Here is a 24,198-nt window from a genome sequence, read left to right as displayed (position 1 = left end):
CCGATGATCCAGGCAGCAACGGCACCGGCGACGGGTTCCTCGTCGCCGGCTCCGCCGGCCGCCCCCAAGGACGGCCGGACCTCGCAACGGTCCCTGACCCGCAGGCTGGCGGCCCGCCCCGAGATCGGCGCACTCATCGCGGCGATCGCCGTGTACGTGTTCTTCTTCGCGGTGGCCTCCCCGTTCCGCGAGGCCGGCTCGCTGGCCAACGTGCTCTACGAGTCCTCCGTGATGGGCATCATGGCGCTGCCGGTGGCGCTGCTGATGATCGGCGGGGAGTTCGACCTGTCCGCCGGTGTGGCCGTGACGACCTCCGCGCTGACGGCGAGCATGTGGAGCTTCCAGCTCTCCATGAACGTATGGACCGGCGTCATCGTCGCGTTGCTGGTGTCCCTGGCGATCGGGGCGTTCAACGGCTACATGCTGGTACGCACCGGGCTGCCGTCGTTCCTGATCACGCTGGGGTCGTTCCTGATCCTGCAGGGCGCCAACCTCGCCATCACAAAAATCTTCACCGGGAACGTCGCGACCGACTCGATCAGTGACATGGACGGCTTCGACCAGGCCAAGAAGATCTTCGCCTCGGAGATCAGCATCGGCGGCGTCGATGTGAAGATCACCGTCTTCTACTGGCTGGTGTTCGCCGCGGCGGCGACCTGGCTGCTGCTGCGCACCAAGTTCGGCAACTGGATCTTCGCCACCGGCGGCAACAAGGAATCGGCCCGCGCGGTCGGCGTCCCGGTCACCTTCACCAAGATCGCCCTGTTCATGGGGGTGGGTGCGGGTGCCTGGTTCGTCGGGATGCACATCCTGTTCTCGTTCAACACCGTCCAGTCCGGCGAGGGCGTGGGCAACGAGTTCCTGTACATCATCGCCGCGGTGATCGGCGGCTGCCTGCTCACCGGCGGCTACGGCTCCGCGATCGGCCCGGTCATCGGCGCCTTCATCTTCGGCATGGTCTCCCAGGGCATCGTCTACGCCAACTGGAACCCCGACTGGTTCAAGGCCTTCCTCGGCGTCATGCTCCTGCTCGCCGCCCTCGTCAATCTGTGGGTCCGCCGCCAGGCCACCCGGAGGTAAAGCCCATGACCACCAACCCCATCACCACCGACGGGCCGGCCCCATCCAACGGAACGGCCCCCAAGGACACCGCGCCGGCGAACGGCACACCCACCGTCGAACTCAAGGCCGCAGGCAAGGCCTACGGCAACGTCCGCGCCCTGCACGGCGTCGACCTCGCCGTGTATCCCAGCCAAGTCACCTGCGTGCTGGGCGACAACGGCGCCGGCAAGTCCACCCTCATCAAAATCATCTCCGGGCTGCACCAGCACACCGAGGGCGCATTCCTCATCGACGGCCAGGCCGTCCAGCTCAGCAACCCGCGCGAGGCCCTCGACAAGGGCATCGCCACCGTCTACCAGGACCTCGCCACCGTCCCCCTGATGCCGGTGTGGCGGAACTTCTTCCTCGGCTCCGAGATGACCAAGGGCCCCTGGCCCGTCCGCCGCCTGGACATCGCGAGGATGAAGGCGACCGCGGACCAGGAACTGCGCCACATGGGCATCATCCTCGACGACCTCGACCAGCCCATCGGCACCCTCTCCGGCGGCCAGCGCCAGTCCGTGGCCATCGCCCGCGCCGTCTACTTCGGCGCCCGCGTCCTCATCCTCGACGAACCCACCGCAGCCCTGGGCGTCAAACAGTCCGGCGTCGTGCTGAAGTACATCGCCGCGGCCCGTGACCGCGGACTGGGCGTCATCTTCATCACCCACAACCCCCACCACGCCTACATGGTCGGCGACCACTTCAGCGTCCTGCGCCTGGGCACCATGGAACTCTCCGCCGCCCGCGCCGACGTCAGCCTCGAAGAACTCACCAACCACATGGCAGGCGGCGCCGAACTCGCCGCACTCAAACACGAACTCGCCCAAGTCCGCGGCGTCGACGTCGAAGAACTCCCCGAAGAGGCAGAGCTTCAGGTCGGTGCCCAGCGCAACTGACCCTCGGCCAACGGTAATTGGACCTCAGACAACAGGAGAGACACTGCTCTTATGTCACCTCAGGGAGTACTCGGCGTAGCCGTCATCGGTACCGGCAAGATGGGGGCCGATCATGTCCGAAGGCTCCATCACGTCATCAGTGGAGCGCGGGTGACCGCCGTCGTGGACATCGACGTGGAGCGGTCCAAGGCCATCGCCGACACGCTGGACGGGTGCACGGCGTACACCGAAACCGCGGCCGCGCTGGCCGCGGAGGACGTGGACGCCGTGCTGATCGCCTCTCCCGGTCCCGCTCATGAGGTGGCCCTGCTCGAAGCCCTCGGCCGTGATCTGCCGGTCCTGTGCGAGAAGCCGCTCACCCCTGACGCGGCCTCCGCGCTACGGGTCCTGGAGGCGGAACAGCGGCTCGGGCACCGCCAGGTGCAGGTGGGCTTCATGCGCCGGTACGACTCCGAGTACATGAAGCTCAAGCAGCTGCTCGACGGCGGGGAGTTGGGCAGGGCACTGATGGTGCACCACCGGCACCGCAACCCGTCCATGCCGTCCTGGTTCACGACCGAGATGCTCATCAACGACTCGGTCGTACACGAGATGGACGTGACCCGCTGGCTTCTCGATCAGGAGATCACCGCGGTCACGGTCCTCAAGCCGACTCCGTCCTCACTGGCGCCGGAAGGCATGAGCGACCCTCAACTCGTCCTGTTCGAAACCGAGTCGGGGGCCGTCGTCGACGTCGAGATCTTCGGGCACTGCGGCTACGGATACCAGGTGTGGGCCGAAGCCGTCTGCGAGCGGGGCGTGGTGGCATCGGTGACGAGCACGGACCACGGCTCAGCGCCGACGGCCGATGGGGCGGCCGCGTCACACCGGACTACATCGAGCGGTTCGAGGACGCGTACGACCGCCAGGTACGGGCATGGGTGGACGCCACCCGGCGCGGCGAGGTCACCGGGCCCAGCGTCTGGGACGGCTACGCGGCAGCCGCGGTGTGCGAGGCGGGCGTGCGGGCACAGCGGGAGGGCCGGCGCGTCGAGGTCGAGCTGATCGAGCGGCCGGACTTCTACCGGTAGACGGCAGACCTGCAGACGTATGGATCGCACAACGGGAGTGGGCGGTGCCGAAACGGCACCGCCCACTCCCGTTCTCCCATTCCTCTCAGCCCGTGTTCACGCCGAGGTCGGAACGACCGTTCGCGGCCGGGGCGAGAACCCGGCCCCCTCGTAGCAGTCGTCGATGAGCCGCATGGTGGCGAGCGCGTCATCGGCGTCCAGACGAAGCGGCGTGCCCCGGCGCAGATGGGCCGCGAACGCTTCGAGCTGGTAGGTGTACGAGGACCGGCGGCCGAGCATCTCGGTCCGCTCGCCCGTGGCCGTGCGGACCAACACCCGGTCGTCCAGGTGCGGTTGGACGAAGTTCACCGCCGTGGCCTCACCGAGTGAACCCACGATCCGGTAGCTGAACTGCCACTCGTCGTGGGCCATGTGGCAGCGGGCGGTACCGGTGACACCGCTCGGGAACTCCAGCTCGGCGTCCAGCCACTCGTCCACTCCCGGCGCGCCCGGACGCTCCCCGCCGCGCGCCGCGACCAGCCGTGGCGCGCCGCCCGCCCAGGGGGCGAGCACCCGCTGGGCGTGCAGGCTGTAGCAGCCCAGGTCCATGAGCGCGCCGCCCGCCAGCGGATGCGACCAGCGCACGTCGGTGTCGGCGGGCGCCGGCATGAGCATCTTGGTCTCCACGTGCCGGAGTTCGCCCAGTTCCCCGCTGTCCAGCAGCTCGTGCAGACGCCGGGTGACCGGGTGGAACAGGTAGTGGAAGCCCTCCATGAAGGCCGTGCCCGCCTTCGCGACGGCGTCCCGGACCTCGATCGCCTCCTCCGTGTTGCTCGCGGAGGGCTTCTCGGTCAGCACGTGCTTGTCCGCGGCGAGGGCGGCGAGGTTCCAGGGCCCGTGCAGACCGTTGGCGAGGGGGTTGTAGACGACCTCGACCTCGGGGTCGGCGATCACGTCGGCGTACGAGTCCAGGACCCGCTCGACATCGTGCTCGGCGGCGAACGTCTCGGCGCGGGACCGGTCGCGGGCGGCCACCGCGACGAGGCGGTGGCCGGTCACACGGGCCGGGCCGACGATCGAGAGCTCGGCGATGCGGGCCGCGCCGAGAACGCCGATCCGTAGTGGTTCGTCCGTCATGCCTTGCGTACCTCTTCCAGTCGTACGGGCCGGTGCTCCTGCAGCGACAGCGTGCACGCCTCGGCGATCCAGCTGGCTTCGAGGGCGTCGGCCACGGTGCAGGGGGAGGGGCGGGAGCCCGCCACTACCTCGGTGAACGCGGTGAGTTCGGCACGGTACGCGTCGGCGAAGCGGTCCATGAAGAAGTGGTGCGGGGGACCGGCGGGGAAGGTGACCCCCGGCTCGACGGACCGCAGCGGCAGCTTGTCCTCCAGGCCCACGGCGATGCTGTCCTTCATGCCGTGCACCTCCAGACGTACGTCGTAACCGCGGGCGTTGTGCCGGGAGTTGGAGATGACGCCGATCGTGCCGTCGTCGAAGGTGAGCAGCGCGGAGGCGGTGTCGACGTCGCCCGCCGCCGCGATGTAGTCCGCGCCCCGGTTGCCGCCGGTGGCGTACACCTCGACGACCTCGCGGCCGGTGACCCAGCGCACGATGTCGAAGTCGTGCACGCTGCAGTCGCGGAAGATGCCGCCGGAGACGGCCACGTACGCGGCGGGCGGCGGGGCGGGGTCCAGGGTGGTGGACCGTACGGTGTGCAGCAGGCCGAGTTCGCCGCTCACCACGGCCGCACGGGCGGCGACACAGCCGGCGTCGAAGCGCCGGTTGTAGCCGATGTGCACCTCGACCCCGCCGTTCTCCACCGCTCGCAGCACATCGAGGCTCTCCTCGACGCCGCGGGCCACGGGCTTCTCGCAGAAGACCGGGATGCCCGCCTTGACGGCGGCGAGAATGAGTTCGGGGTGCGCGTCGGTCGCGGCGGCGATCACCACTCCGTCCACGCCGGCGGCCAGCACCGCCTCGGGCGAGTCCACCGCCGTTGCCCCGAACCGCTCCGCGGCGGAGGAGGTGGCCGCGGCCACCGGGTCGGTGACCACCAGCGAGTCCACCGCTTCGAGTCCTGCCAGGGTTTCCGCGTGGAACGCGCCGATCCGGCCCAGCCCCATGATGCCAATACGCATGTGAATCCTGCTCCTTCAGCCCAGGGGGCGGTTCAGTCGAGTCCGCCGAAGACGATCTGGTCCCAGTCGATGACCGAGCCGGTCACCACACCGCTGCGGTCGGAGAGCAGGAAGACGACGAAATCGGCGATCTCGTCGACCTGCCCGAGCTTGCCCATCGGCTGGGACGCGGCGGCCTGCTCCAGCCAGTCGTCGCCCGCACCGTGGAAGGCACGCTGGGTGGCGTCCTCGCCCTCGGTGTCGGTCCAGCCGATGTTGAGGCCGTTGATACGGACACGGTCCCAGCGGTGCGCGTGGGCCGCGTTGCGGGTCAGCCCGGCGAGACCGGCCTTCGCCGCGACGTACGGGGCGAGGAAGGGCTGTCCGCCGTGCTCGGCACTGGAGATGACGTTGACGACTGTGCCGGGGGCCTTGCGCGCCACCATGTCAGCCACCGCGGCCTGCATCGCGAAGAAGGGCGCCCGCAGGTTGATCGCGATGTGCGCGTCGAACAGCTCCGGCGTGGTGTCCAGGAGCGAACCGCGTGACGTCAGCCCCGCCGCGTTGACCAGGCAGTCGACGCGCCCGTACGCGTCCACGGCCTGTACGACGCTGTCGCGCGCCTGTGCGGCGTCCGACAGGTCCGCGCGTACGAAGCGGGCGCCGGTGTCCGCGGCGAGTTTCTCGCCGATCTCGGCCCGGCGTCCGGTGAAGACGACGGTCGCGCCTTCGCGTACGGCGGCCTGGACGATGCCGGCGCCGACACCTTGGCTGCCGCCGTTGACGAGGACGACCTTGTCCTCAAGCAGTCCCATGAGTGCGTTGTTCTCCTTCAGCTCCGGCGGCGCTTGGCGCCCGCCTGTAGTTCCTGGCGGAGCCGGGCCGGGGCCCAGCCTTCGGCGACTGCCTGCCAGAGGGTGTCCGCCTGGGAGGGCGGAGCGAGACCCTCGACCGGCGGGTCGAGGTCCAGGTTGGTGGGGAAGGGGTAGCCCTCGGCCGTGGCGGCGACCACGCGGCGCAGCCAGCTCTCCGAGGCGCCCTCCGCCTTGCGGCGCAGCAGCACCGGGAACAGGGCGACGGCCATGGCCTCCCGGTCCACGGACTCCATGGCGCGGCCGAAGGCGGAGGAGACCTGCAGCAGATTGGCCATGCGTTTGATGTCCGCCGAGCGGTTGTGCCCGGCGGCGTGGAAGAGCGCGGGGTTGAAGAACACCGCGTCGCCCTTCTCCAGCGGGAGCTGGACGTGATGCTCTTCGAAGTACGCGATGAACTCCGGGCGCCGCCAGGCCAGATAGCCGGGCTCGTACTTCTGCGAGTGCGGCAGGTACAACGTGGGCCCGGACTCCACGGGCATGTCGCAGTGCGCGACCGCGCCCTGGAGCGTCAGCACCGGGGAGAGACGGTGGACGTGCGCCGGGTACGCGGCGGCGACATCGTTGCTCAGGAAGCCCAGGTGGTAGTCGCGGTGCGCGCTCTGCGCGGCGCCGCCCGGGTTGACCACGTTGATCTGCGAGGTCACCTGGTAGGCGGGGCCGAGCCAGGCCTCGGAGGCCAGGGCCAGCAGGTCGTTGGCGTAGTAGTCCGCGAACACCTCCGGCGCACGCACGGCCACCTTGTCCAGGGCGTTCCACACCCGGTCATTGGCGCCCGGCTCGGCGAAGTGGTCACCGCGGGCCGTGCCGCTCGAACGTTCCTCCTCGATCAGCGAGTTGAAGGCGTCGGAGGCCGAGTCCACGACGGCCGGATCCGTGAAGGCGCCCTTGAGGACCACGACCCCGGGCCCGTCCAGCAGGGCCCGTACCAACTCGGCCTGCACCTCCCGGCGCCCCCGCGGGGTGACCGCGAGCTCGCGGATCCGATCGCCGGCGTAGATCAGGACGTTCTGCTCGACCCGCTCGGCAGCGGGATACAGCTGCCCCTCGGTGCTCTGCTCGACCAGCGAGCGGAACGCGTCGAGATCGCAGTCGTCCTCGCTCAGCCAAATCGGTGCTCCCGCATCCGTGGGGGACATCCCGGGTCCTTTCGCCATGCCTGCTTTTCTGCCAGTCTTGTGAACCAGAGCCCGTCATTCAATCCGCAGCGACCCATCAAAAGTCCATCATTCAGCTTTCGGGGACCGCCATGCGACATCCGTATCCGATCAGAGAGATCGCCCGTCAGGCCGGTCTGAGCGAAGCCACGGTCGACCGGGTCCTCAACGACCGCGGCGGCGTACGGGAGAGCACCGTCATGGAGGTGCGCCAGGCGATCAAGGATCTGGACCGTCAGCGGACCCAGGTACGCATCGGTGGACGCACGTTCATGATCGACATCGTGATGCAGACGCCGGAGCGGTTCTCCACGGCGGTACGGGACGCCCTGGAAGCCGAACTGCCGTCACTGCACCCCGCCGTGGTGCGATCGCGCTTCCACTTCCGGGAGGCCTGCCCCGCCTCGGACCTGATCGCGACCATGGACAAAATCGCGAAACGCGGTTCGCAGGGCGTGATCCTCAAGGCCCCCGATCTGCCGGAGATCGGCGCGGCCGTGAGCCGGCTGGTCGCGACCGGCATCCCCGTCGTCACGCTGGTCAGCGACCTGCCCAGCAGTGCGCGCATGGCGTACGTGGGAATCGACAACCGGGACGCGGGCGCCACTGCCGCCTACCTCATCGGCCAGTGGCTGGGTGACCGTCCGGGCAACGTCCTCGCGACGATCAGCCGGGGCTCCTTCCGCGGTGAGGAGGAGCGCGAGATGGGCTTCCGCAGCGCGATGCGGCTCGCACAGCCCGGACGCTCCCTCGTTGAGGTCACCGACAGCGACGGCCTTGACGCCACCCAGCGGGACCTCGTCCTGGAGGCCCTCAAGCGGGACGAGGACATCATCGCCGTCTACTCGGCCGGCGGGGGCAACGCCGCGACCCTCGACGCGTTCGACACCCTCGGCCGGGAGTGCGCGGTGTTCATCGCCCACGACCTGGACCACGACAACACCCGCTTCCTACGCGAACGCCGCCTCTCCGCCGTGCTCCACCACGACCTCCGCCAGGACATGCGCCGAGCCTGCCAAACCATCATGCGAGCCCACAAGGCCCTCCCGGACGAGGGCCCGTTCCTCCCCTCGGCGATCCAGGTGGTCACGCCCTACAACATGCCGCCGGGGGTACCACTGGCAGAGTTCGCGGGCTGAGGCGAGACCACCCGCCTCAAGTCGCCACGCCGGAGAGGCTGACGCGAAGCGTTGCTCGTCCGGTGTCGGGCGCGGGTGCTGTGTGGCTGGTCGCGCAGTTCCCCGCGCCCCTGGCAGGCGGGGCTGCACCCCTGCTTCCAGCCCACCCCGCACATCTCATCCCGTCCGGCGTTTGAGGGCGAGGCCGTTGAGGCCGACCTACCTACCCTCATCGGCCCCACTCACCCACCCTGTCCGGCTTGAGGGCAAGGCCGTTGAGGCCGATTTCCCACCCACCCCGGTCAACCCACCTACCCTCATCGGCCCCCACCCACCCTGTCCGGCGTTTGAGGGCGAGGTCGTTCAGTCCGATTCCCACCCACCCCGGTCAACCCACCCACCTTCATCGCCCCCACCCACCCAGCCCGTCCGGCGTTTGAGGACGAGCGCGGCAGCGCGATACGGGGGTTCGGGGGCGGAGCCCCTGAGTAAAGGGACGGGAATGGGTAGGGGCGGCGGGGGCGAAGAAGCCCATGAGCCCCACGGGATGTCAACGCGAAGAAGAGCCCCGCCGTCTGTATATGCAGACGGCGTCTCTAATATGGAACGCCAACGCCAACCCCGGCGCGCCAGAACGCCCCCGCACCCGTGAGGACAAGAGGACAACGTGCAAGCGCTGATCGCCGACCAGTCAACCCCCGGCGCCGCACTCCTCCTCCTGGCCGCAGGCATAGCCTCCGGCCTGGCCGGCTCGATCGCCGGCCTCGCCTCCCTGTTCAGCTACCCCGCACTCCTAGCCGCAGGTCTCCCACCCGTAGCGGCCAACGTCACCAACACGGTCGCCCTCTTCTCCAACACGGCCGGAGCCGCGGTCGGCTCCCGCGAGGAACTCCGCGGCCAGCGCGCCCGGCTGATCCCCCTCGCCATCACGGCGGCACTCGGCGGCGCGACCGGCGCCGCCCTGCTCCTCGGCACCCCCTCCTCGACGTTCGAACTGGTCGTACCGTGGCTCATAGCCCTCGGCTCGGTCCTGATCCTGGCCCGCGAACCCCTGCGACGGCTGACCGCGAGACTCAGCCCCGGCAGGGACTCCCTGCCGAAGCTCCCGCTCGCCTGTGCCGTACTGCTCGTCGGCCTGTACGGCGGCTACTTCGGCGCCGCGGCGGGAGTCCTGATGCTGGCAGTCCTCTCCCTGTCCGCGACGGAACCCCTGCGGGTGACCAACGCCGTCAAGAACATCGCCACCGGCGCGGCCAACGTCACCGCGGCCGTCGCCTACGCGTTCCTCGCCCCGGTCGACTGGAGCGCGGCCCTCACACTCGGCCTGGGCTGCTTCGTGGGCGCCTGGATGGGACCCGCCGTCGTGAGGCGCCTGCCCGAGGCCCCGCTGCGGATCGCGATCGCCCTCGCCGGCCTCGGACTCGCATGGAGCCTGTGGCGCGAGGCCACGGCGACCTGAACGAGTGCGCCGACGCAACGGTGCGGTGTGCATGCCCGCACGTGGGCGTTTGTTTACCTTCTGGGGGTGGTTTTGTTTCTGATGTCTGACAACGCTGTCAGTTCGCACCATCAGCCCCGGAGGAACAGTGAACGTCTCCCTTGGCGTGTGGGCGCTGTCTGTCGCAGTGCTCTGCGCGCTCATCGCCGTGGACTTCTTCATCGGCCGCAAACCCCATGAGGTCTCCCTCAAGGAGGCAGGCATCTGGAGCGCGGTCTGGGTCGCCCTCGCGGTGGCGTTCGGGATCGGGCTGCTGGTGGTCTACGGAGGCGGGCCGGCGGGCGAGTTCTTCGCCGGCTACATCACGGAGAAGTCGCTCAGCGTCGACAACCTCTTCGTCTTCGTCCTGATCATGGCGAAGTTCTCGGTGCCGGCCCAGTACCAGCAGCGTGTGCTGATGGTCGGCGTGCTGGTGGCGCTGGTCCTGCGCACGATCTTCATCGCCGCCGGTGCCGCGATCATCTCGACGTTCTCCTGGGTCTTCTACATCTTCGGAGCGTTCCTGATCTGGACCGCGTGGAAGCTGGTCCAGGACGCCCGCAAGGGCCACGGGGACGAGGAGTACGAGGAGAACAAGCTGCTCAAGGCGGTCGAGCGGCGCTTCGGCGTGGCCGACCGCTACCACGGCACCAAGCTGTGGGTCGAGCAGAACGGCAAGCGGGTGATGACCCCGATGATGGTGGTCATGCTGGCGATCGGCTCCACGGACGTCCTGTTCGCCCTGGACTCCATCCCGGCCATCTACGGCCTGACCGAGGAGCCGTACATCGTCTTCACCGCGAACGCCTTCGCGCTGATGGGCCTGCGGCAGCTGTACTTCCTGATCGGCGGCCTGCTCAAGAGGCTCGTCCATCTCTCGTACGGGCTGTCGATCATCCTCGGGTTCATCGGCGTCAAGTTGGTGCTGCACGCTCTGCACGAGTCGGGGGTGCATGTTCCGGAGATCAGCATTCCGTTCTCGCTCGGCTTCATCGTCCTGGTGCTCGCGGTGACGACGTTCACGAGCCTGCGGGCCTCGAAGAAGCGGGAAGTCGAGGCCGAGCGGCCTGTGTCCTAGATGCTCCGGTGACAGTCCGGCATGTCTGCTGCGGGTGCGTCGTGGTCCCCCAGCCTTCGGCCGGGAGGTGCCCCCAGGTCGCGCAGTTCCCCGCGCCCCTGTCGGGGCGCTGCCGCCGCACCGGACTCTAGGGTGGGCCGAGTGACGAACAGCAACAAGCCGCGCCGCGGGTCGGACGCGCGCAGGCCCCTCGCCGTATTCGATCTCGACGGCACCCTCGCCGACACCGCGCACCGGCAGAAGTTCCTGGAGCGCAAGCCGCGCGACTGGAACGCCTTCTTCGCGGCGGCGCCCGACGATCCGCCGCTCGCGGAGGGCGTCGCCCTCGCGCTGGAGCACGCGCGGGAGTGCGAGATCCTCTATCTGACCGGGCGGCCCGAGCGCTGCCGCAAGGACACGCAGGCCTGGCTCGCCGCCCAGGGCCTGCCCGAGGGCGGCATCCGGATGCGGCGCAACGACGACCGCAGGCCCGCTCGGCGCACCAAGCTGGAGATCCTCCGCGGGCTGGCCCGGGACCGTGAGATCCGGGTGCTCGTGGACGACGACGAGTTCGTGTGCGAGGACGCCGAGCGGGCCGGCTTCACCGTCGTACGGGCGCGCTGGGCAGCCGCGTCCGAGGCGTTGAAGGTGGCGCAGGAGAGGGAGGGGCGGACCTGAGGGGCTCGCCCCTCCCGCTCGCCGCGGCGGTGGGGTTCCGCAGAGGTCAGCCCGCGTCCTCCAGGCGGAAGCCGACCTTCAGGCCGACCTGGTAGTGCTTGATCTGCCCGTCCTCGATCTGGCCGCGGACCTGGGTGACCTCGAACCAGTCGAGATTGCGCAGGGTCTGCGAGGCCCGGGAGATGCCGTTGCGGATCGCCTCGTCGACGCCCTCGTGCGAGCTCCCGACGATCTCGGTGATCCGGTAGGTGTGGTCGGACATGCGGGTACTCCTCTCCGCCGTGGCCCGTGTGCCACGCGTCATTCCACGGTGCCGCACGAGGCGGGGGACCGCGAGATGTAGGCCCGAGGGACATGGGTCCGTACGGGTTCCCGCCCGGTGCGGGTCACCGGGCCGTGCTCAGCGACAGCGCGAACCTCCCCTCGGGGTCCGTCCACCAGTGCGTGAGGCCGAGACCGGCCGCGGCCAGCTCCGTACGTACGCCCTCCTCACGGAACTTCGCCGACACCTCGGTGCGCATCTCCTCGCCCTCCGCGAAGTCCACGGCGAGGTCGAGCGCGGGGATCTTCACGGTCAGCGCCGAACGGGCGCGCAGCCGCATCTCGATCCACTCCCGCTCGGGGTCCCAGAGGGCGACATGGGTGAACTCGTCGGGATCGAAGTCGGCGCCGAGTTCGCGGTCGACCACGGTCAGCACGTTCTTGTTGAACGCGGCCGTCACCCCGGCCGCGTCGTCGTAGGCGGCGACGAGGACCGACTCGTCCTTGACCAGGTCGGTGCCGAGCAGCAGGGCGTCGCCGGGCGACAGCAGGGAACGTACGGACGCCAGGAACGTGGCGCGTTCGGCGGGCAGCAGATTGCCGATCGTGCCACCCAGGAACGCGACGAGCCGCGGACCGGGAGTGTCGGGCAGCGCCAGACCGCCGGTGAAGTCGGCGATCAGCGCGTGCACGGCGAGCGAGGGACGCTCCGCGATCAGTGCCTGCCCGGCCTGGGTGAGCGCGCTCTCGCTCACGTCGACCGGTACGTACGTGTGCAGGCCGGGCATGGCGTCGAGCAGGTGGCGGGTCTTGTCGGACGACCCGGAGCCCAGCTCGACGAGCGTGCGCGCGCCGGTCACCTCGGCGATCTCGGCGGCCCGGGCGACGAGGATCTCGCGCTCGGCCCGCGTCGGGTAGTACTCGGGCAGTTCGGTGATCTTCTCGAAGAGCTCGCTGCCGTGCGCGTCGTAGAACCACTTGGGCGGGAGCGTCTTGGGTGTGCGGGTCAGGCCGTGCAGGACGTCGGCGCGCAGGGCTGCGTCGGTCGCGTCCTCGGGCAGGGTGCGGGTGACGAGGAACGGGCTCACGTACTGGGCTCCTTGGGTGGGACGGATGCCAGGTGTTCTTCCACGTCCTTGAGCGGGGTGAGCAGGACGTCCGTGCGGCTCGCGGCCAGCAGTGTGCGGTCCGGCACCTCCTGCCAGTGCGGATCGTCGTCGTACGGCTCGGACGCCACGACCGTGCGTCGGCCGGGCTCGGTCAGATACCAGAGCGTGTCGCCCCAGGCGGTGGCGGCGATCACCTCGCCGTTGGTGAGCAGGAGGTTGAGCCGTGAACCGGGAGCCGCCGCCGCGACGTCGAGGACCGTGTCGGCGAGCGCCTGGCCCTCCTCGTCGCCGCCGCGCAGCCGGTTCAGGACCAGCGCCCAGACGAGCGCCGAGTCGCAGCGCGCCTCCATCGACAGCAGGTCCTCGGCAGGCAGCGTCCGGGCGAGCGGGGCCAGGGAGCCCGGCCAGCCCGCGACCGCGCCGTTGTGGCTGAACAACCAGGGACCCGCGGCGAACGGCGCCGCCGCGGCCTCCCCGTCCGCGCTCGCCACGGTCGCGTCGCGCACCGCGGCGAGCAGCGCGCCCGAGCGCACCACCCGCGCGAGATCGGCGAACGAACGGTCGCCCCAGATCGGCCCGGTACGCCGGTAGCGCGCCGGCACCGGATCGCCCTCGGCATACCAACCGACCCCGAAACCATCGGCGTTGACGGTCCCGTGCTGTTGCCGCCGTGGCGCCCACGACTGCCGGAAGAGACTGTGCGCCGGGTCCACGAGGAGCCGGCCGAGACGCTCCTCGGGTCCCAGGAACGCGAGATGACGGCACATCAGACGCTCTCCGGATCGGCGTCCCGGGCGGTACGGAACCCGGAGAAGATCTGCCGCCGGATCGGGTAGTCCCAGTTGCGGAACGTCCCCCGGCAGGCCACGGAGTCGACCGCGAACGAGCCGCCGCGCAGCACCTTGTACTCGGGCCCGAAGAAGACCTCCGAGTACTCCTTGTACGGGAAGGCCGCGAAACCCGGGTAGGGGAGCAGATCGCTGGACGTCCACTCCCACACATCGCCGATCAACTGCCGTACGCCGAGCGGGGACTGGCCCTCCGGGTAACTGCCTGCGGGGGCCGGGCGCAGATGGCGCTGGCCGAGATTGGCGTGCTCGGGCGTCGGGTCCGCGTCGCCCCACGGATAGCGCGTGGAGCGGTCGGCCACCGGGTCGTGACGGGCCGCCTTCTCCCATTCGGCCTCGGTGGGCAGCCGTCGGCCCGCCCAGCGGGCGTACGCGTCGGCCTCGTACCAACTGACGTGCAGCACGGGTTCGTTCGCCGGTACGAGCTCGGTGACACCGAAGCGCCGCCGCAGCCACTCGCCGCCCTCGCGGCGCCAGAACAGCGGCGCCTCGATGGAGTGCGCCCGGATGTGGGACCAGCCGTCCGGTGTCCACCAGCGCGGGTCGGAGTAGCCCCCGTCCGCCATGAACGCCTGGTACGCGCCGTTCGTGACCGGAGTCGTGTCGATGTGGAACGACGGCACGAGGCGCTGGTGCGCGGGCCGTTCGTTGTCCAGCGCCCATGGCTCGGTGGACGTGCCCATGGTGAACGGGCCGCCGGGGACCAGTACTTCGGACGGTCCGGTGAACGCCGGATCGGGCATGGGGTCCGGCGCCGTCAGCGCCGTCGGGCCCCTGCGCAGCTGATGGGTGATCAGCATCGTCTCGTCGTGCTGCTGTTCGTGCTGGGCGATCATGCCGAAGGCGAAGCCCGCCTCGGTGAGCTGAGCGCCCGTGCCCTGGAACGAGGCGCTCTCCAGGACGTCCAGCGCCCGGCCGCGCACCTCGGCCGCGTAGTGCCGGGCCTCGGCGGGCGGCAGCAGCGGCAGCGAGGGCCGCTCGGACCGCGGGTGCTCGAACGCGTCGTAGATGCCGTCTATCTCGGGCCGCATCGCGTCACGGCCGGCGACCGTCCGCAGCAGCCACAGCTCCTCCTGGTTGCCGATGTGTGCGAGGTCCCACACCAGCGGGGACATCAACGGCGAGTGCTGGGCGGTCAGTTCGGGATCCTCCACACAGGAGGTCAGGAGCGCGGTGCGGTCACGGGCCGTGGTCAGCGCCGCCAGCGCGCGCTTCCTGAGCGTCTCCGGGTCGGTGGGGGAGGAGTGGGTGTCGGGGTCGGTCATGTGCGGATGTCCTTCCCGGGGAGCAGATGTTCCGTGCTCCGGAGTTCCGTGCCGTTGAACAGTCGGTCGGTGCCGTCGGCGTGGTCGAGGATGTCGTCGGCGGGGCAGCGGCCCCTGGCCACATAGCGGTCGGTGAACTCCGCGACCGCCTCCTGCACCTCGGCGCTCGCGCCGATCCTGGGCAGGGCGTCGGCGGCCGCCGCGAAACAGGTGACGGCGGCCTCGCGCAACTCGGGGTCGGTCAGACCCGCGCGGGCGGCCGCGGTCCACAGCGCGTTCCGCGGCGCGGGCAGCGAACCGGCCCGCTCGGCGAGCGGCTTGACCGTCCGGTACGCGGTCTCGGCGGCCTCCGCGTCGTCGAACAGCGCGGCCGTCACGGCGAGCGGCACGATCCAGCCGTTCTCGCCCGGCTGCGCGTCGATCATGCGCAGCTCCAGATGGCCGCGCGGCCGCACCGGCGGGAACAGGGTCGTCTGGTGGTAGTCGAGATCCTCCCGGTCGGGCGGGGAGTCGGAGCGGGTCCACGCACGGAAACTCATCCCCTCCGGCACGTCCCAGGGACCGCTGGGCGCCCGGACGCACATCACCGGGGCGTCCAGGACGTGCCGGGCCCAGGCCGCCCGCGGATCACCGTCGAGGGACGGGGCACTGGAGCGGCCCGGATCCATCGCGGCCCACAGGGACTGCCGGGTGGAGCGCCAGCCCGTGGGCTGCCCACAGGCCATCGGGGAGTGGGCGAACGCGGCCACCAGGACAGCGCCCAGCTGATGCGCGAGCCACCAGCGCCGCCCGTGCCCGAGCGGGCCCGGCTCCTCGTACCCGGCGTCCAGACAGACCTGGACGGAGGCGGAGGTGCACATCATGGCGCGGCCCTCGGGGCCCGTGCGGTCGAGGTAGGTCTCCATGGCGTCGTAGCGCGGGTCATGGAGGAAGCGGGTGGGTGGGTTCCAGGGATCCTGGCCGAGGCCGCTGAGGGCCAGGTCCGCCTCGCGCAGTACCGCGCGTACGGCGTCGAGGTCGGCGGACACGGATCCCACGCACTCCATCAGGGAGGCGGCGGGAGCGGAGCTGAGCTCCAGCTGACCACCCGGTTCGACGGTGAGCGCCGAACTCAGGGGCAGGGCCCGCAGTGCGGCGTAGGCCGCTTCGAGACGTTCTGGTGGTACGGGGAGTCGCGGGGACCGCGACTCGTGGACGAGCCATTCGAGTTCCACACCGAGGAATCGTGGCGGGCCGGTCTTGAAGCAGATGCCGCGGACCAGCGCCTCCACTTCGGCCTCGGTGACGGCGGAGCGCCGGGGCTCCGTACAGTCACTCACCGAATCGGACATGTCGGGATCCTCCTGAGATTCCATCCATGCCGCCGGCCCGGCGTCGGATGGACCGGGCCGACAGTCGCTCGTCCCACCCAAGACCCTTACGGCGCCTCGCACAAGGGTGCGTATCGTCGCTTTTGGGACCGGGAAACTCTGTTGCGGCGCAATACCAGGATCGCTCACCATGCGTTCATGAGCACGACGGGGGATACGACGGGGGAGTCGGGGGAGATCGCGCGGGACGCGATCATGGCGCGTACAGGGGTGGCGCCATGAGCGCCCGTCTGCGCGGGATCGCGCGGCAGACGGAGGAGATCGTCGCGGCGGGTTCGTACCGCGCGTCCGACGGACGCACGGTGTCGATCGCCGCGGCGGTGGCCGCCGCGCGGCAGGGCACACGGATGTACGGGCCGGGGCCCGTGGAGACACCACCGACCGGCCCTGGGACCTCCTCGCCGGTCGGCGGCCCGCTGGACACGTTCTTCGAGGTCACGGGCGAGAGCAGCCTGGAGGCGGCGCGTCGGCTGCCGGGCCCGGTCGCGGTCCTGAACTTCGCCTCGGCCCGCAACCCCGGCGGGGGCTATCTGAACGGCGCGCAGGCCCAGGAAGAGGCCCTGTGCCGGGCCTCGGCGCTGTACACGTGCGTGGTGGAGGCCAGGGAGTTCTACGACCACCACCGGGCACACCGGGACCCCTTCTACACCGATCGGGTGATCCACTCACCCGCCGTCCCGGTCTTCCGCGACGACCGGGGACAGCTCCTGGACGAGCCGTACACCGCCGGATTCCTGACCGCCGCCGCGCCCAACGCCGGAGTCGTCCTGCGCACGGCGCCGGACCGCGCGCCCGAACTGCCGGGAGCCCTCGCGTCGCGGGCCGAGCGAGTACTGGAGACGGCCGCGGCGCACGGCTACCGACGGCTGGTGCTCGGAGCCTGGGGCTGCGGCGTCTTCCAGAACGACCCGGCGCAGGTGGCGGGCGCCTTCCGCGCCCTGCTCACGGACGGCGGCCGGTTCGCCGGCTCCTTCGAGCACGTCGTGTTCGGAGTCCTCGACCGTACGAAGGGCGCGGTGGTCCTCGGCGCCTTCGAACGGGCGTTCCCGGAGGTGCTGGAGGCGAAGGCGGCTCAGCGCCAGCCGTAGCGCTCCCGCAGCCGGTGCACCACCGAGTTGAACCGCATCCGGTCCAGTGCGCACGCCTCCCGGCGCATCCCCTTCTCGTGCAGCCGCAGCACCCGGTCGACATCCACCCAGGAGTCGCGCCCCGACCGGTCCCAGGGCCCGCTCCCGATCGGCACCCACTCCCGGTCGCCGTCGTGCCGCTTGCTCGACAACTGCACGGCGAGAAACGTCCCGGCGGACTCCCGGGCGACGACCAGCACCGGCCGGTCCTTCCCCCGCCCGTCGTTCTCCTCATAGGGCACCCAGGTCCACACGATCTCGCCCGGATCCGGATCCCCGTCGTGCGCGGGCGAGTACTCCGTACGCACCTGCCCCACTCGGCGAGGATCGGCCTCGGTGGTGGCGGAGGGCCCGGCGCGACCGGGAACGTCTTGCTCGGCAGAGGCAGTCACAGGGCACACGCTAACGCGCGCCCCTGCGACAGCAGCCCGCGCACCCCTGTTGGTCAGGGCCGCGGGCAACTGCCTTCTTGGGGCGCGGGGAACTGCGCGCTCAGCCACACCCCACCCGCACCCGGCCACCAACCGTTCTACGACTCCCCGTCCACCGGAACCTTCTGCGAAGCGGCCGGCGGCGGGGCCACGTGCCCGTTCACCGCCGAACTCTCCTTGCCAACCTGCCCGTTCTGCCCCATGGACGACAGCAACTGCCGAGCCAGCCCCAACCCCGTACCGCCCATCGTCAGAGCCTTGGCGAACATGTCGGACATCCCGTCGGCCCCGTTCAGCAACACCATGTGCTCGACGTTCCCGAACGCCCCCGCTCCCGCCTTCACGATCTCCGGCCAGTTCTCGGCAAGTTGCTGCGCGACGACGGCCTCCTGGTTCTCGGCGAGCGCGGCGGCCCGCGCCTTGATGGCCTCCGCCTCCGCGAGCCCCTTCGCCCGCGTGGACTCGGCGATCGCGAGACCCTTGGCCTGCTGGGCGGCGGCCTCGGCCTCACCCGTCGCACGGGTCGCGGTCGCGGCGGCCGAACCCCGCGCCTTGGTCGCCTCGGCCTCGGCCCCGGCGGCCGTCGTGACCCGCGTCGCCTCCGCCGCGGCCGCGAGCTCCGTCTCCTTGGCCTTGGCCTGCGCCGCGGAGATCCGGACGTCCCGCTCGGCCTCGGCCAGCGTCCGCTTCTCGTACGCCTTCGCGTCCGCGGGCTTGCGGACGTCCGCCTGGAGCTGCTGCTCACGGCGGTGCGCCTCCAGCTCGGCGACACGTGTCTCCTGGACCACGACCTCCTGCCGGGCCGCCGCATCGGCGAGCGGTCCGGCCTGCCGGGCCTTGGCGGAGGCGTTGTCGCGCTCCGCCTGGTATCCGGCCTGGAGGATCTCGCTGTCGCGGGTCGCCTCCGACATCCGCGCGGCGGCCTGCTGTTCGGCCTCGGTGGCCCGCCGGTTGGCCTCGGCCTGCGCGATCCGGGCGTCCCGCTGGACGGCCGCCGCGTGCGGCATGGCCAGGTTCTTGATGTAGCCCGTCGGATCCTCGATCTCGTGGATCTGCAGCGAGTCGACGATCAGCCCCAGCTTCTCCATCTCCGTACCGCAGGCGGCCCGGGTCTGACCGGTGAGCTTCTCGCGGTCGCGGATCATGTCCTCGACGGTCAACCCGCCGACGATGGACCGCAGATGACCGGCGAACACGTTGTGCACCCGCTCCGACATCAGCTTCTGCTGGTCGAGGAAGCGGCGGCCCGCGTTGGCGATCGACACGAAGTCGTCGCCCACCTTGAAGATGACCACGCCCCGCACCTTGAGCGGAATGCCCTGGTGGGTCACGCAGTCCACGGACAGCTCGGTCTCGTTGAGGTCGAGCGAGAGTTTGCGCACCGCCTGGACGCCCGGCAGCACGAGCGTGCCGCGCCCGGTGACGATACGGAAGCCCATGCCTTCCTCAAGGCCTTCGGTGCGGTGCTTCGAACCGGAGATGATCAGTGCTTCGTTGGGCTCCGCGACACGCCACATGAGCTTGAAGACCACAACGACGAATATGAGCGCGAGGACCGCTGCCCCCGCCACGACGCCGACAACCATCGGCATACGCCCCCTGTTGCATGGTGCCCTTTCGGCACCGAACGAACGGAGTGTGCGCCCGGTCGGGCCCGGCGGTACAGACACTGACGACTCTTTGGCGCATCTTTGACGAGCCCGACACGCTCACATGGCACAGACGCCCCTGGCCGGCTCAACCGTCGTACGCCGCCGACACGTACACCGTCCGCGGCGGCAGGTACTCCACCACCATCACCACCGTGCCCGTCTCGATGCGGTCCTTCGGGGAGGCGGGATACGCGAGGAAGTGCTCGGCGCCGCCGCGGACCCGGACGATCACCTCGCCGACGAGCCCCGGCCCGATCGTGCCGGTCACCCGTCCCATGAGGCCCACCATCGACGCGTCGTCCATGGCCCCCAGACTACGGGCCGGTAGGCGCCCCGAAATCAGGTACGGCGCCGTCCACTTCACCGCTCGGCCAACGCTCGTACCACCGCTGGTCCGCCTCCAACTGCGCGGCCAGCGACACCAGGAGCGGCTCGCTGTTCGCGGGCCCGAGCAACTGCGCGCCCACCGGCAGGGAGCCGTCGACGAACCCCGCGGGGACGTTCACACCGGGCCAGCCCAGCACGTTCCACGGCCAGGCGTACGGACAGGCGGCGATCATGGCCCGGTCGGTGCCGAAGCCGCTCAGCTCGTGCAGGGCGCCGATGCGCGGCGGGGGAGCGGCGGTGGTCGGCGCGAGCACCACGTCGTACGTGTCGAAGAGCGAGCCGATGCGCCGGTGCAGCCTCGCCTCGGCGCGCCGGGCCAGCCGCAGCGGGGCCCCGCCGAGCAGCCGGCCCAGTCGGGCGGCTTCCAGGGTGCGCCGGTCGAGCAGGCCGGGATGGGGTGTCTCGCGGACCCGCTCGGCGATCCCCGCCGTGGCGCGCGGGATGAAGGCCAGCCCGATCTGCCCGTACGGCGGATCGGCCTCCTCCACCTCGTGGCCGAGCGCGGCCAGCCGCTCCGCGAGCGCCAGGACCCGGGCGCGTACGTCGGGCCGCAGCCGGGCGGGCAGCGCCGTGAACGGCGGCTTCAGCGAGAGCGCGATGCGCAGCCTGCCCGGCTCCCGGCCCACCGCGTCCGACACGCGCAGCGCGGGCGGGCGGTGCAGATCGCGCTCGTGGCTGCCGCTCGCCGCGTCCAGGAGCAGCGCGGCGTCCTCGACCGTACGGGCGAGCGTGCCGTTGACCGTGATGCCCTGGAAGGACTCCGCGCGCGGCCAGGTCGAGATGCGGCCGCGCTGCGGTTTGATGCCGATCAGATGGGTCCAGGAGGCCGGGATGCGCACCGAGCCGGCGCCGTCCGAGCCCAGCGCGGCGGGCACCAGTCCGGCCGCGACCGCGGCCGCCGAACCGCCGGACGAACCGCCCGGCGTGTGCCCGGTGTGCCACGGGTTGCGGGTCTCACCGAAGGCGGGCCCCTCCGTGAAGGGCCACTGTCCGAACTCGCAGGTGTTGGTCTTGCCGACGACCACGGCCCCGGCCGCCCGCAGCCGCCGCACCGCCTCGCCGTCCTCGGCCACCGGCGGGAACTCCCCGCGGCAGCCGAACGCGGTCGGCTCGCCCGCCACGTCCATGTCGTCCTTGACCGCCACCGGCACCCCGAGCAGCGGCCGGCTTTCGCCCGCCGCCAGCTCCTTGTCCGCGGCGTCGGCCTCGGCGAGCACGGCTTCGGCACGCACCAGCCGGAAGGCGTTCAGCGTGCCTTGGGAGGCCTCGATCCGGGCGAGGGCCTCCTCGACGAGCGTCCGCGAGGACACCGTTCCCTCGGCCAGGGCGCGGGCGCTCTCGGCGAGACCCGCGGCACGGTCGGGAGTCACGGGAGTCATACGGCCACCTCCGGGAGCGCGTTGTCTACTGAACGGTAACGTCAAGAAGGGCCCAGCGGTACGGGAAGGGCGACTTCCCTCGCCAGGACGGCGATCCGCCCGTCCACGGCACCGCTCCCGCCGGTCGGACGGCGCGTCGGACCTTGACTTCGAGCGCGCTCCAAGATCTACCGTCATGACAGTCGGTGACGGTCCGACGGTGAGCCCAGGGTGACGGAGACGGACATGCGGGTCGGCGTACACATCAACCGGTTCAACCACCCCCGGGGCGCGGCCGCGCTCGGTCCCGAGCTGGCCGCCGCGGGCGCCGCCGCCGAAGCAGCGGGCGTCAGCTGGATGTCGGTGATGGACCACTACTTCCAGATGGAGTTCAACGGCGGCGCCGAGAGCGAGATGCTGGAGGCCTACACGACCCTCGGCTTCCTCGCGGCCCACACCTCCACGGTCCAGCTCGGCACGCTGGTGACCGGTGTGACGTACCGTCATCCCGGACTGCTCGCCAAGATCGCCACCACGCTCGACGTGCTGTCCGGCGGCCGCGCCACCCTGGGCATCGGAGCGGCCTGGTACGGCCGCGAGCACGAGGGCCTGGGCGTGCCGTTCCCGCCGCTCGCGGAGCGCTTCGAGCGCCTTGAGGAGACACTGCGGATCTGCCTGCAGATGTGGGACCCGGAGACCGACGGGCCCTTCGAGGGCAAGCACTACCGGCTCGCCGAGACCCTCTGCGTGCCGGCTCCGGTGAGCGCTCCGCATCCGCGGATCCTGATCGGCGGGGGCGGCGAGAAGAAGACCCTCCGGCTGGTCGCCCAGTACGGGGACGCCTGCAACCTCTTCGCCTCGACGCCGGAGGAGGTCGCCCACAAGCTGGACGTTCTGCGCGGGCACTGCGACGCCGTGGGGCGCGACTACGCCGACATCCACAAGACGCTCACCCACTCGGGCGATCCGCGGGGCGCGGCCGAACTCGACGCCTTCACCCGGGAGTTGGAGGGCTACGCGAAGATCGGCATCGAGACCGTGATCCTCGGCCCGCGCGTCGACGAGCCCGCCGAGTGGATCGAGCGGCGGGTGGCCCCGGTTGTCGGGCGACTGGCCGAACTCGGCTGAACCACAAGGTTTCTGGCGGGGCCGGACCTCAGTGCTTGGCGCGCGCGGCCTGCCCCATGGGGCTTCTGGCGCGCGGCCTACACGGGCTGGCGGCGCGCCATCGCGACGAACTCCTCCAGCACCCGTGCCACCCCGTCCTCGTCGTTGGAGGCGGTGTGGAACCGTGCCGCCCTGCTAACCGACGGATCGGCGTTGGCCATGGCGTACGAGCGGCCCACCGCCCTGAGCATGGGCAGGTCGTTGGGCATGTCGCCGAACGCGGCGATGTCGTCGGGACGTATGCCGAGCCCCGCGCTCCAGGCGGTCAGCGCGCTGGCCTTGGTGACCCCCGGCGCGCTGAACTCCACGAGCGCGAGCCCCGTGGAGTGCGTGGTCTCGGCTTCCGTGCCGGCGCCGGCATGTGCCCGCGCATGGAAGTCGCTCAGCGACAGCGTCGGATGATGCGCCAGGATCTTGAGGACCGGACGGTCGGGGTCGCTCGCCAGCAACTCCTCGGCACTGCCGATGAGTTCGACCTCGGACTCCCCGTAAGACCAGGCGGGGTACGCCGGTTCATGGCCGAACACCGTCTCGTACTCGAAGGCGAAGGACACGCCCGGCACCGCGGCGCGCACCCGCGCCACGAGCGGGGCCACGGAGGCGGCGGGGAACGGTGACAGCCGTACGGGCGTGCCGTCGGGCGCGTACACGGCGGCGCCGTTCGCCGTGACGGCGAAGTGCCGGCCGATGTCGCGGTGCAGGGTGGGCAGGCCGCGCGGGGGACGGCCGGTGACGAGGGCGAGGCGGATTCCGGCCGCCTCGGCCGCCGCCAGCGCGGCCGCCGTCCGCCCGGAGAGGGTCCCGTCGCTGCGCAGCAGCGTCCCGTCCAGGTCGGTGGCCACGAGCTTCGGCGGCGTGGCGGACTCGGGGGCCGGGTCGGGCGTCGTCATCGTGAACCGGTGCCTTCCGGGCCGGAGCGAAGGACCGGCCGGGCTGTGGGGGCCGGTGGTGCCGGGCGGCGGCCACCGGACGAACGTGCGGGAGGGGGCCGGAACCAGGTCGGTTCCGGCCCCCTCCCGCCCTCGCGGCGAGCCGCGGGAGTCTGTCGTCGTCAGGCGGCGACGGGCGCGTCGGCCTCGCCGTGGATGCGGCCGATGACCTCGGTGAGCTGAGCGGCGACCTCGGTGTCGTCCGCCGGGTGCGTCTCGGCGAAGCGGACCACGGAGCCGGGGATGGAGAGCTTGATGTCCTCGAGGACCTTGGCGCCGGCGATGCCCGCGGCCTTGCGGGTCTCGTCCTGCGCCCAGACACCGCCGAACTGGCCGTAGGCGGTGCCGACGACGGCCAGGGGCTTGTCCTTCAGTGCGCTGGCGCCGAACGGGCGGGACAGCCAGTCGATGGCGTTCTTCAGGACGGCCGGGATGGTGCCGTTGTACTCGGGCGAGAAGAGCAGCAGGGCGTCGGCGGAGGCCGCGGCCTCGCGCAGCCGGACGGCGGCGGCCGGGACGGTGCCCTCCACGTCGATGTCCTCGTTGTAGAAGGGGATCTCGGCGAGGCCCTCGAACAGGTCGACCTCCGCGCCCTCGGGGGCGAGCTTGACGGAGGCCTCGGCGAGCTGGCGGTTGTGGGAGCCGGCGCGGAGGCTGCCGACGAGCGCGAGGATGCGAACAGACATGGGGAACTCCAAGGGGGCTGAAACATTGCCGTTACGATCCGGACCGGGGTCCGTTTAAAGTTGTAGCACCTAAACGGACCACG

General features: G+C 70.9%; 23 protein-coding genes and 1 pseudogene. 9 read left to right on the top strand and 15 right to left on the bottom strand.

Features of this window, described 5'->3' with window-relative positions:
• Window positions 1–3: 3 nt before the first annotated feature.
• From JEQ17_RS07395 to JEQ17_RS07385, 3 genes and pseudogenes are all read left to right on the top strand, one after another.
• Window positions 4–1,080 (top strand): ABC transporter permease, encoded by a 1,077-nt coding sequence (locus tag JEQ17_RS07395; RefSeq protein ID WP_200394458.1) that lies wholly within the window; start codon window positions 4–6, stop codon window positions 1,078–1,080.
• Between the two features lie 5 nt (window positions 1,081–1,085).
• Window positions 1,086–2,000 (top strand): ATP-binding cassette domain-containing protein, encoded by a 915-nt coding sequence (locus JEQ17_RS07390; RefSeq protein ID WP_200394457.1) that lies wholly within the window; start codon window positions 1,086–1,088, stop codon window positions 1,998–2,000.
• A 51-nt stretch (window positions 2,001–2,051) separates the two neighbouring features.
• Window positions 2,052–3,070 (top strand): annotated as a pseudogene (locus tag JEQ17_RS07385) (Gfo/Idh/MocA family protein).
• Between the two features lie 96 nt (window positions 3,071–3,166).
• Here the strand turns inward: JEQ17_RS07385 and JEQ17_RS07380 are convergent.
• From JEQ17_RS07380 to JEQ17_RS07365, 4 genes are read right to left on the bottom strand one after another with little or no spacing between them, the layout of a single operon-like run.
• A complete protein-coding gene (locus JEQ17_RS07380; RefSeq protein ID WP_200394456.1) occupies window positions 3,167–4,186 on the bottom strand; it encodes a Gfo/Idh/MocA family protein in 1,020 nt (339 codons plus the stop codon).
• Window positions 4,183–5,187 carry a Gfo/Idh/MocA family protein gene (locus JEQ17_RS07375; protein ID WP_200394455.1) on the bottom strand — a complete coding sequence of 335 codons (1,005 nt, stop codon included), beginning with the start codon at window positions 5,185–5,187 and terminating at the stop codon, window positions 4,183–4,185. Before JEQ17_RS07375 ends, JEQ17_RS07380 begins: the two co-directional genes overlap by 4 nt.
• Window positions 5,188–5,219: 32 nt before the next feature.
• Window positions 5,220–5,981 (bottom strand): SDR family oxidoreductase, encoded by a 762-nt coding sequence (locus tag JEQ17_RS07370; RefSeq protein WP_200394454.1) that lies wholly within the window; start codon window positions 5,979–5,981, stop codon window positions 5,220–5,222.
• Between the two features lie 17 nt (window positions 5,982–5,998).
• Window positions 5,999–7,177: a phytanoyl-CoA dioxygenase family protein gene (locus tag JEQ17_RS07365; RefSeq protein ID WP_200394453.1), complete on the bottom strand. Its 1,179-nt coding sequence runs from the start codon at window positions 7,175–7,177 to the stop codon at window positions 5,999–6,001.
• A gap of 110 nt (window positions 7,178–7,287) precedes the next feature.
• On the opposite strand from JEQ17_RS07365, the gene JEQ17_RS07360 reads away from it, so the two are divergent.
• The 4 genes from JEQ17_RS07360 to JEQ17_RS07345 all read left to right on the top strand — a co-directional run bounded on the left by JEQ17_RS07360 (window position 7,288) and on the right by JEQ17_RS07345 (window position 11,525).
• Window positions 7,288–8,334 (top strand): LacI family DNA-binding transcriptional regulator, encoded by a 1,047-nt coding sequence (locus tag JEQ17_RS07360; RefSeq protein ID WP_200394452.1) that lies wholly within the window; start codon window positions 7,288–7,290, stop codon window positions 8,332–8,334.
• 646 nt (window positions 8,335–8,980) lie between these two features.
• Window positions 8,981–9,772 (top strand): sulfite exporter TauE/SafE family protein, encoded by a 792-nt coding sequence (locus JEQ17_RS07355; RefSeq protein ID WP_234048113.1) that lies wholly within the window; start codon window positions 8,981–8,983, stop codon window positions 9,770–9,772.
• 127 nt (window positions 9,773–9,899) lie between these two features.
• Entirely contained in the window at window positions 9,900–10,868 is a 969-nt protein-coding gene (locus tag JEQ17_RS07350) for a TerC family protein (protein WP_200394451.1), read from the top strand.
• A 141-nt stretch (window positions 10,869–11,009) separates the two neighbouring features.
• The gene (locus JEQ17_RS07345; protein ID WP_200394450.1) at window positions 11,010–11,525 is read left to right on the top strand and encodes a phosphatase domain-containing protein; all 516 of its coding nucleotides are present in this window, start codon (window positions 11,010–11,012) and stop codon (window positions 11,523–11,525) included.
• A 46-nt stretch (window positions 11,526–11,571) separates the two neighbouring features.
• Here JEQ17_RS07345 and JEQ17_RS07340 read toward each other — a convergent pair whose 3' ends face one another.
• The 5 genes from JEQ17_RS07340 to egtA form a co-directional block, all read right to left on the bottom strand.
• Complete coding sequence (locus JEQ17_RS07340) at window positions 11,572–11,787, bottom strand: dodecin (RefSeq protein WP_189839283.1); 216 nt, start codon at window positions 11,785–11,787, stop codon at window positions 11,572–11,574.
• A 124-nt stretch (window positions 11,788–11,911) separates the two neighbouring features.
• Window positions 11,912–12,874: an L-histidine N(alpha)-methyltransferase gene (egtD, locus tag JEQ17_RS07335; protein WP_200394449.1), complete on the bottom strand. Its 963-nt coding sequence runs from the start codon at window positions 12,872–12,874 to the stop codon at window positions 11,912–11,914.
• Window positions 12,871–13,662, bottom strand: coding sequence for an ergothioneine biosynthesis protein EgtC (gene egtC, locus JEQ17_RS07330; protein WP_200394448.1), 792 nt, complete (start codon window positions 13,660–13,662; stop codon window positions 12,871–12,873). Before egtC ends, egtD begins: the two co-directional genes overlap by 4 nt.
• Window positions 13,662–15,008 carry an ergothioneine biosynthesis protein EgtB gene (gene egtB / locus JEQ17_RS07325; RefSeq protein WP_200394447.1) on the bottom strand — a complete coding sequence of 449 codons (1,347 nt, stop codon included), beginning with the start codon at window positions 15,006–15,008 and terminating at the stop codon, window positions 13,662–13,664. Before egtB ends, egtC begins: the two co-directional genes overlap by 1 nt.
• Window positions 15,005–16,339 (bottom strand): ergothioneine biosynthesis glutamate--cysteine ligase EgtA, encoded by a 1,335-nt coding sequence (gene egtA, locus JEQ17_RS07320; RefSeq protein ID WP_200394446.1) that lies wholly within the window; start codon window positions 16,337–16,339, stop codon window positions 15,005–15,007. The genes egtB and egtA overlap by 4 nt, the downstream gene beginning before the upstream one ends.
• Window positions 16,340–16,596: 257 nt before the next feature.
• On the opposite strand from egtA, the gene JEQ17_RS07315 reads away from it, so the two are divergent.
• Complete coding sequence (locus tag JEQ17_RS07315; RefSeq protein WP_200394445.1) at window positions 16,597–17,466, top strand: TIGR02452 family protein; 870 nt, start codon at window positions 16,597–16,599, stop codon at window positions 17,464–17,466.
• Here the strand turns inward: JEQ17_RS07315 and JEQ17_RS07310 are convergent.
• From JEQ17_RS07310 to JEQ17_RS07295, 4 genes are all read right to left on the bottom strand, one after another.
• Window positions 17,451–17,897, bottom strand: a complete 447-nt coding sequence (locus tag JEQ17_RS07310; RefSeq protein ID WP_200394444.1) for a type II toxin-antitoxin system PemK/MazF family toxin — start codon at window positions 17,895–17,897, stop codon at window positions 17,451–17,453. The genes JEQ17_RS07315 and JEQ17_RS07310 overlap by 16 nt on opposite strands.
• Window positions 17,898–18,034: 137 nt before the next feature.
• Window positions 18,035–19,528: an SPFH domain-containing protein gene (locus tag JEQ17_RS07305; RefSeq protein WP_200394443.1), complete on the bottom strand. Its 1,494-nt coding sequence runs from the start codon at window positions 19,526–19,528 to the stop codon at window positions 18,035–18,037.
• Between the two features lie 145 nt (window positions 19,529–19,673).
• Window positions 19,674–19,892, bottom strand: coding sequence for a hypothetical protein (locus JEQ17_RS07300; RefSeq protein ID WP_189839275.1), 219 nt, complete (start codon window positions 19,890–19,892; stop codon window positions 19,674–19,676).
• A 10-nt stretch (window positions 19,893–19,902) separates the two neighbouring features.
• The gene (locus JEQ17_RS07295; RefSeq protein WP_200401359.1) at window positions 19,903–21,345 is read right to left on the bottom strand and encodes an amidase; all 1,443 of its coding nucleotides are present in this window, start codon (window positions 21,343–21,345) and stop codon (window positions 19,903–19,905) included.
• Between the two features lie 234 nt (window positions 21,346–21,579).
• Here JEQ17_RS07295 and JEQ17_RS07290 point away from each other — a divergent pair, with 234 nt between their 5' ends.
• Window positions 21,580–22,461, top strand: coding sequence for an LLM class F420-dependent oxidoreductase (locus tag JEQ17_RS07290; protein ID WP_200401358.1), 882 nt, complete (start codon window positions 21,580–21,582; stop codon window positions 22,459–22,461).
• A 77-nt stretch (window positions 22,462–22,538) separates the two neighbouring features.
• On the opposite strand, the gene JEQ17_RS07285 is transcribed toward JEQ17_RS07290, so the two are convergent.
• Together JEQ17_RS07285 and JEQ17_RS07280 are read right to left on the bottom strand one after the other, a co-directional pair.
• Window positions 22,539–23,390 carry an HAD family hydrolase gene (locus JEQ17_RS07285; RefSeq protein ID WP_200394442.1) on the bottom strand — a complete coding sequence of 284 codons (852 nt, stop codon included), beginning with the start codon at window positions 23,388–23,390 and terminating at the stop codon, window positions 22,539–22,541.
• Window positions 23,391–23,551: 161 nt separating this feature from the next.
• Entirely contained in the window at window positions 23,552–24,115 is a 564-nt protein-coding gene (locus JEQ17_RS07280; RefSeq protein ID WP_200394441.1) for an NAD(P)H-dependent oxidoreductase, read from the bottom strand.
• Window positions 24,116–24,198: the final 83 nt, after the last annotated feature.

The organism is Streptomyces liliifuscus (genome assembly GCF_016598615.1).
GTDB classification, from domain to species: Bacteria; Actinomycetota; Actinomycetes; order Streptomycetales; family Streptomycetaceae; genus Streptomyces; species Streptomyces liliifuscus.
Note: the sequence above shows the minus strand (reverse complement) of the source record. Positions and strands in the feature narration are given on the sequence as shown.

Bases quoted from the DNA above. Each gene is read 5' to 3' on its own strand.
- JEQ17_RS07395 (WP_200394458.1), top strand. From the start codon at position 4: ATGATCCAGGCAGCAACGGCACCGGCGACGGGTTCCTCGTCGCCGGCT.
- JEQ17_RS07390 (WP_200394457.1), top strand. From the start codon at position 1,086: ATGACCACCAACCCCATCACCACCGACGGGCCGGCCCCATCCAACGGA.
- JEQ17_RS07380 (WP_200394456.1), bottom strand. From the start codon at position 4,186: ATGACGGACGAACCACTACGGATCGGCGTTCTCGGCGCGGCCCGCATC.
- JEQ17_RS07375 (WP_200394455.1), bottom strand. From the start codon at position 5,187: ATGCGTATTGGCATCATGGGGCTGGGCCGGATCGGCGCGTTCCACGCG.
- JEQ17_RS07370 (WP_200394454.1), bottom strand. From the start codon at position 5,981: ATGGGACTGCTTGAGGACAAGGTCGTCCTCGTCAACGGCGGCAGCCAA.
- JEQ17_RS07365 (WP_200394453.1), bottom strand. From the start codon at position 7,177: ATGTCCCCCACGGATGCGGGAGCACCGATTTGGCTGAGCGAGGACGAC.
- JEQ17_RS07360 (WP_200394452.1), top strand. From the start codon at position 7,288: ATGCGACATCCGTATCCGATCAGAGAGATCGCCCGTCAGGCCGGTCTG.
- JEQ17_RS07340 (WP_189839283.1), bottom strand. From the start codon at position 11,787: ATGTCCGACCACACCTACCGGATCACCGAGATCGTCGGGAGCTCGCAC.
- egtC (WP_200394448.1), bottom strand. From the start codon at position 13,662: ATGTGCCGTCATCTCGCGTTCCTGGGACCCGAGGAGCGTCTCGGCCGG.
- egtB (WP_200394447.1), bottom strand. From the start codon at position 15,008: ATGACCGACCCCGACACCCACTCCTCCCCCACCGACCCGGAGACGCTC.
- egtA (WP_200394446.1), bottom strand. From the start codon at position 16,339: ATGTCCGATTCGGTGAGTGACTGTACGGAGCCCCGGCGCTCCGCCGTC.
- JEQ17_RS07315 (WP_200394445.1), top strand. From the start codon at position 16,597: ATGAGCGCCCGTCTGCGCGGGATCGCGCGGCAGACGGAGGAGATCGTC.
- JEQ17_RS07305 (WP_200394443.1), bottom strand. From the start codon at position 19,528: ATGCCGATGGTTGTCGGCGTCGTGGCGGGGGCAGCGGTCCTCGCGCTC.
- JEQ17_RS07300 (WP_189839275.1), bottom strand. From the start codon at position 19,892: ATGGACGACGCGTCGATGGTGGGCCTCATGGGACGGGTGACCGGCACG.
- JEQ17_RS07290 (WP_200401358.1), top strand. From the start codon at position 21,580: ATGCGGGTCGGCGTACACATCAACCGGTTCAACCACCCCCGGGGCGCG.
- JEQ17_RS07285 (WP_200394442.1), bottom strand. From the start codon at position 23,390: ATGACGACGCCCGACCCGGCCCCCGAGTCCGCCACGCCGCCGAAGCTC.
- JEQ17_RS07280 (WP_200394441.1), bottom strand. From the start codon at position 24,115: ATGTCTGTTCGCATCCTCGCGCTCGTCGGCAGCCTCCGCGCCGGCTCC.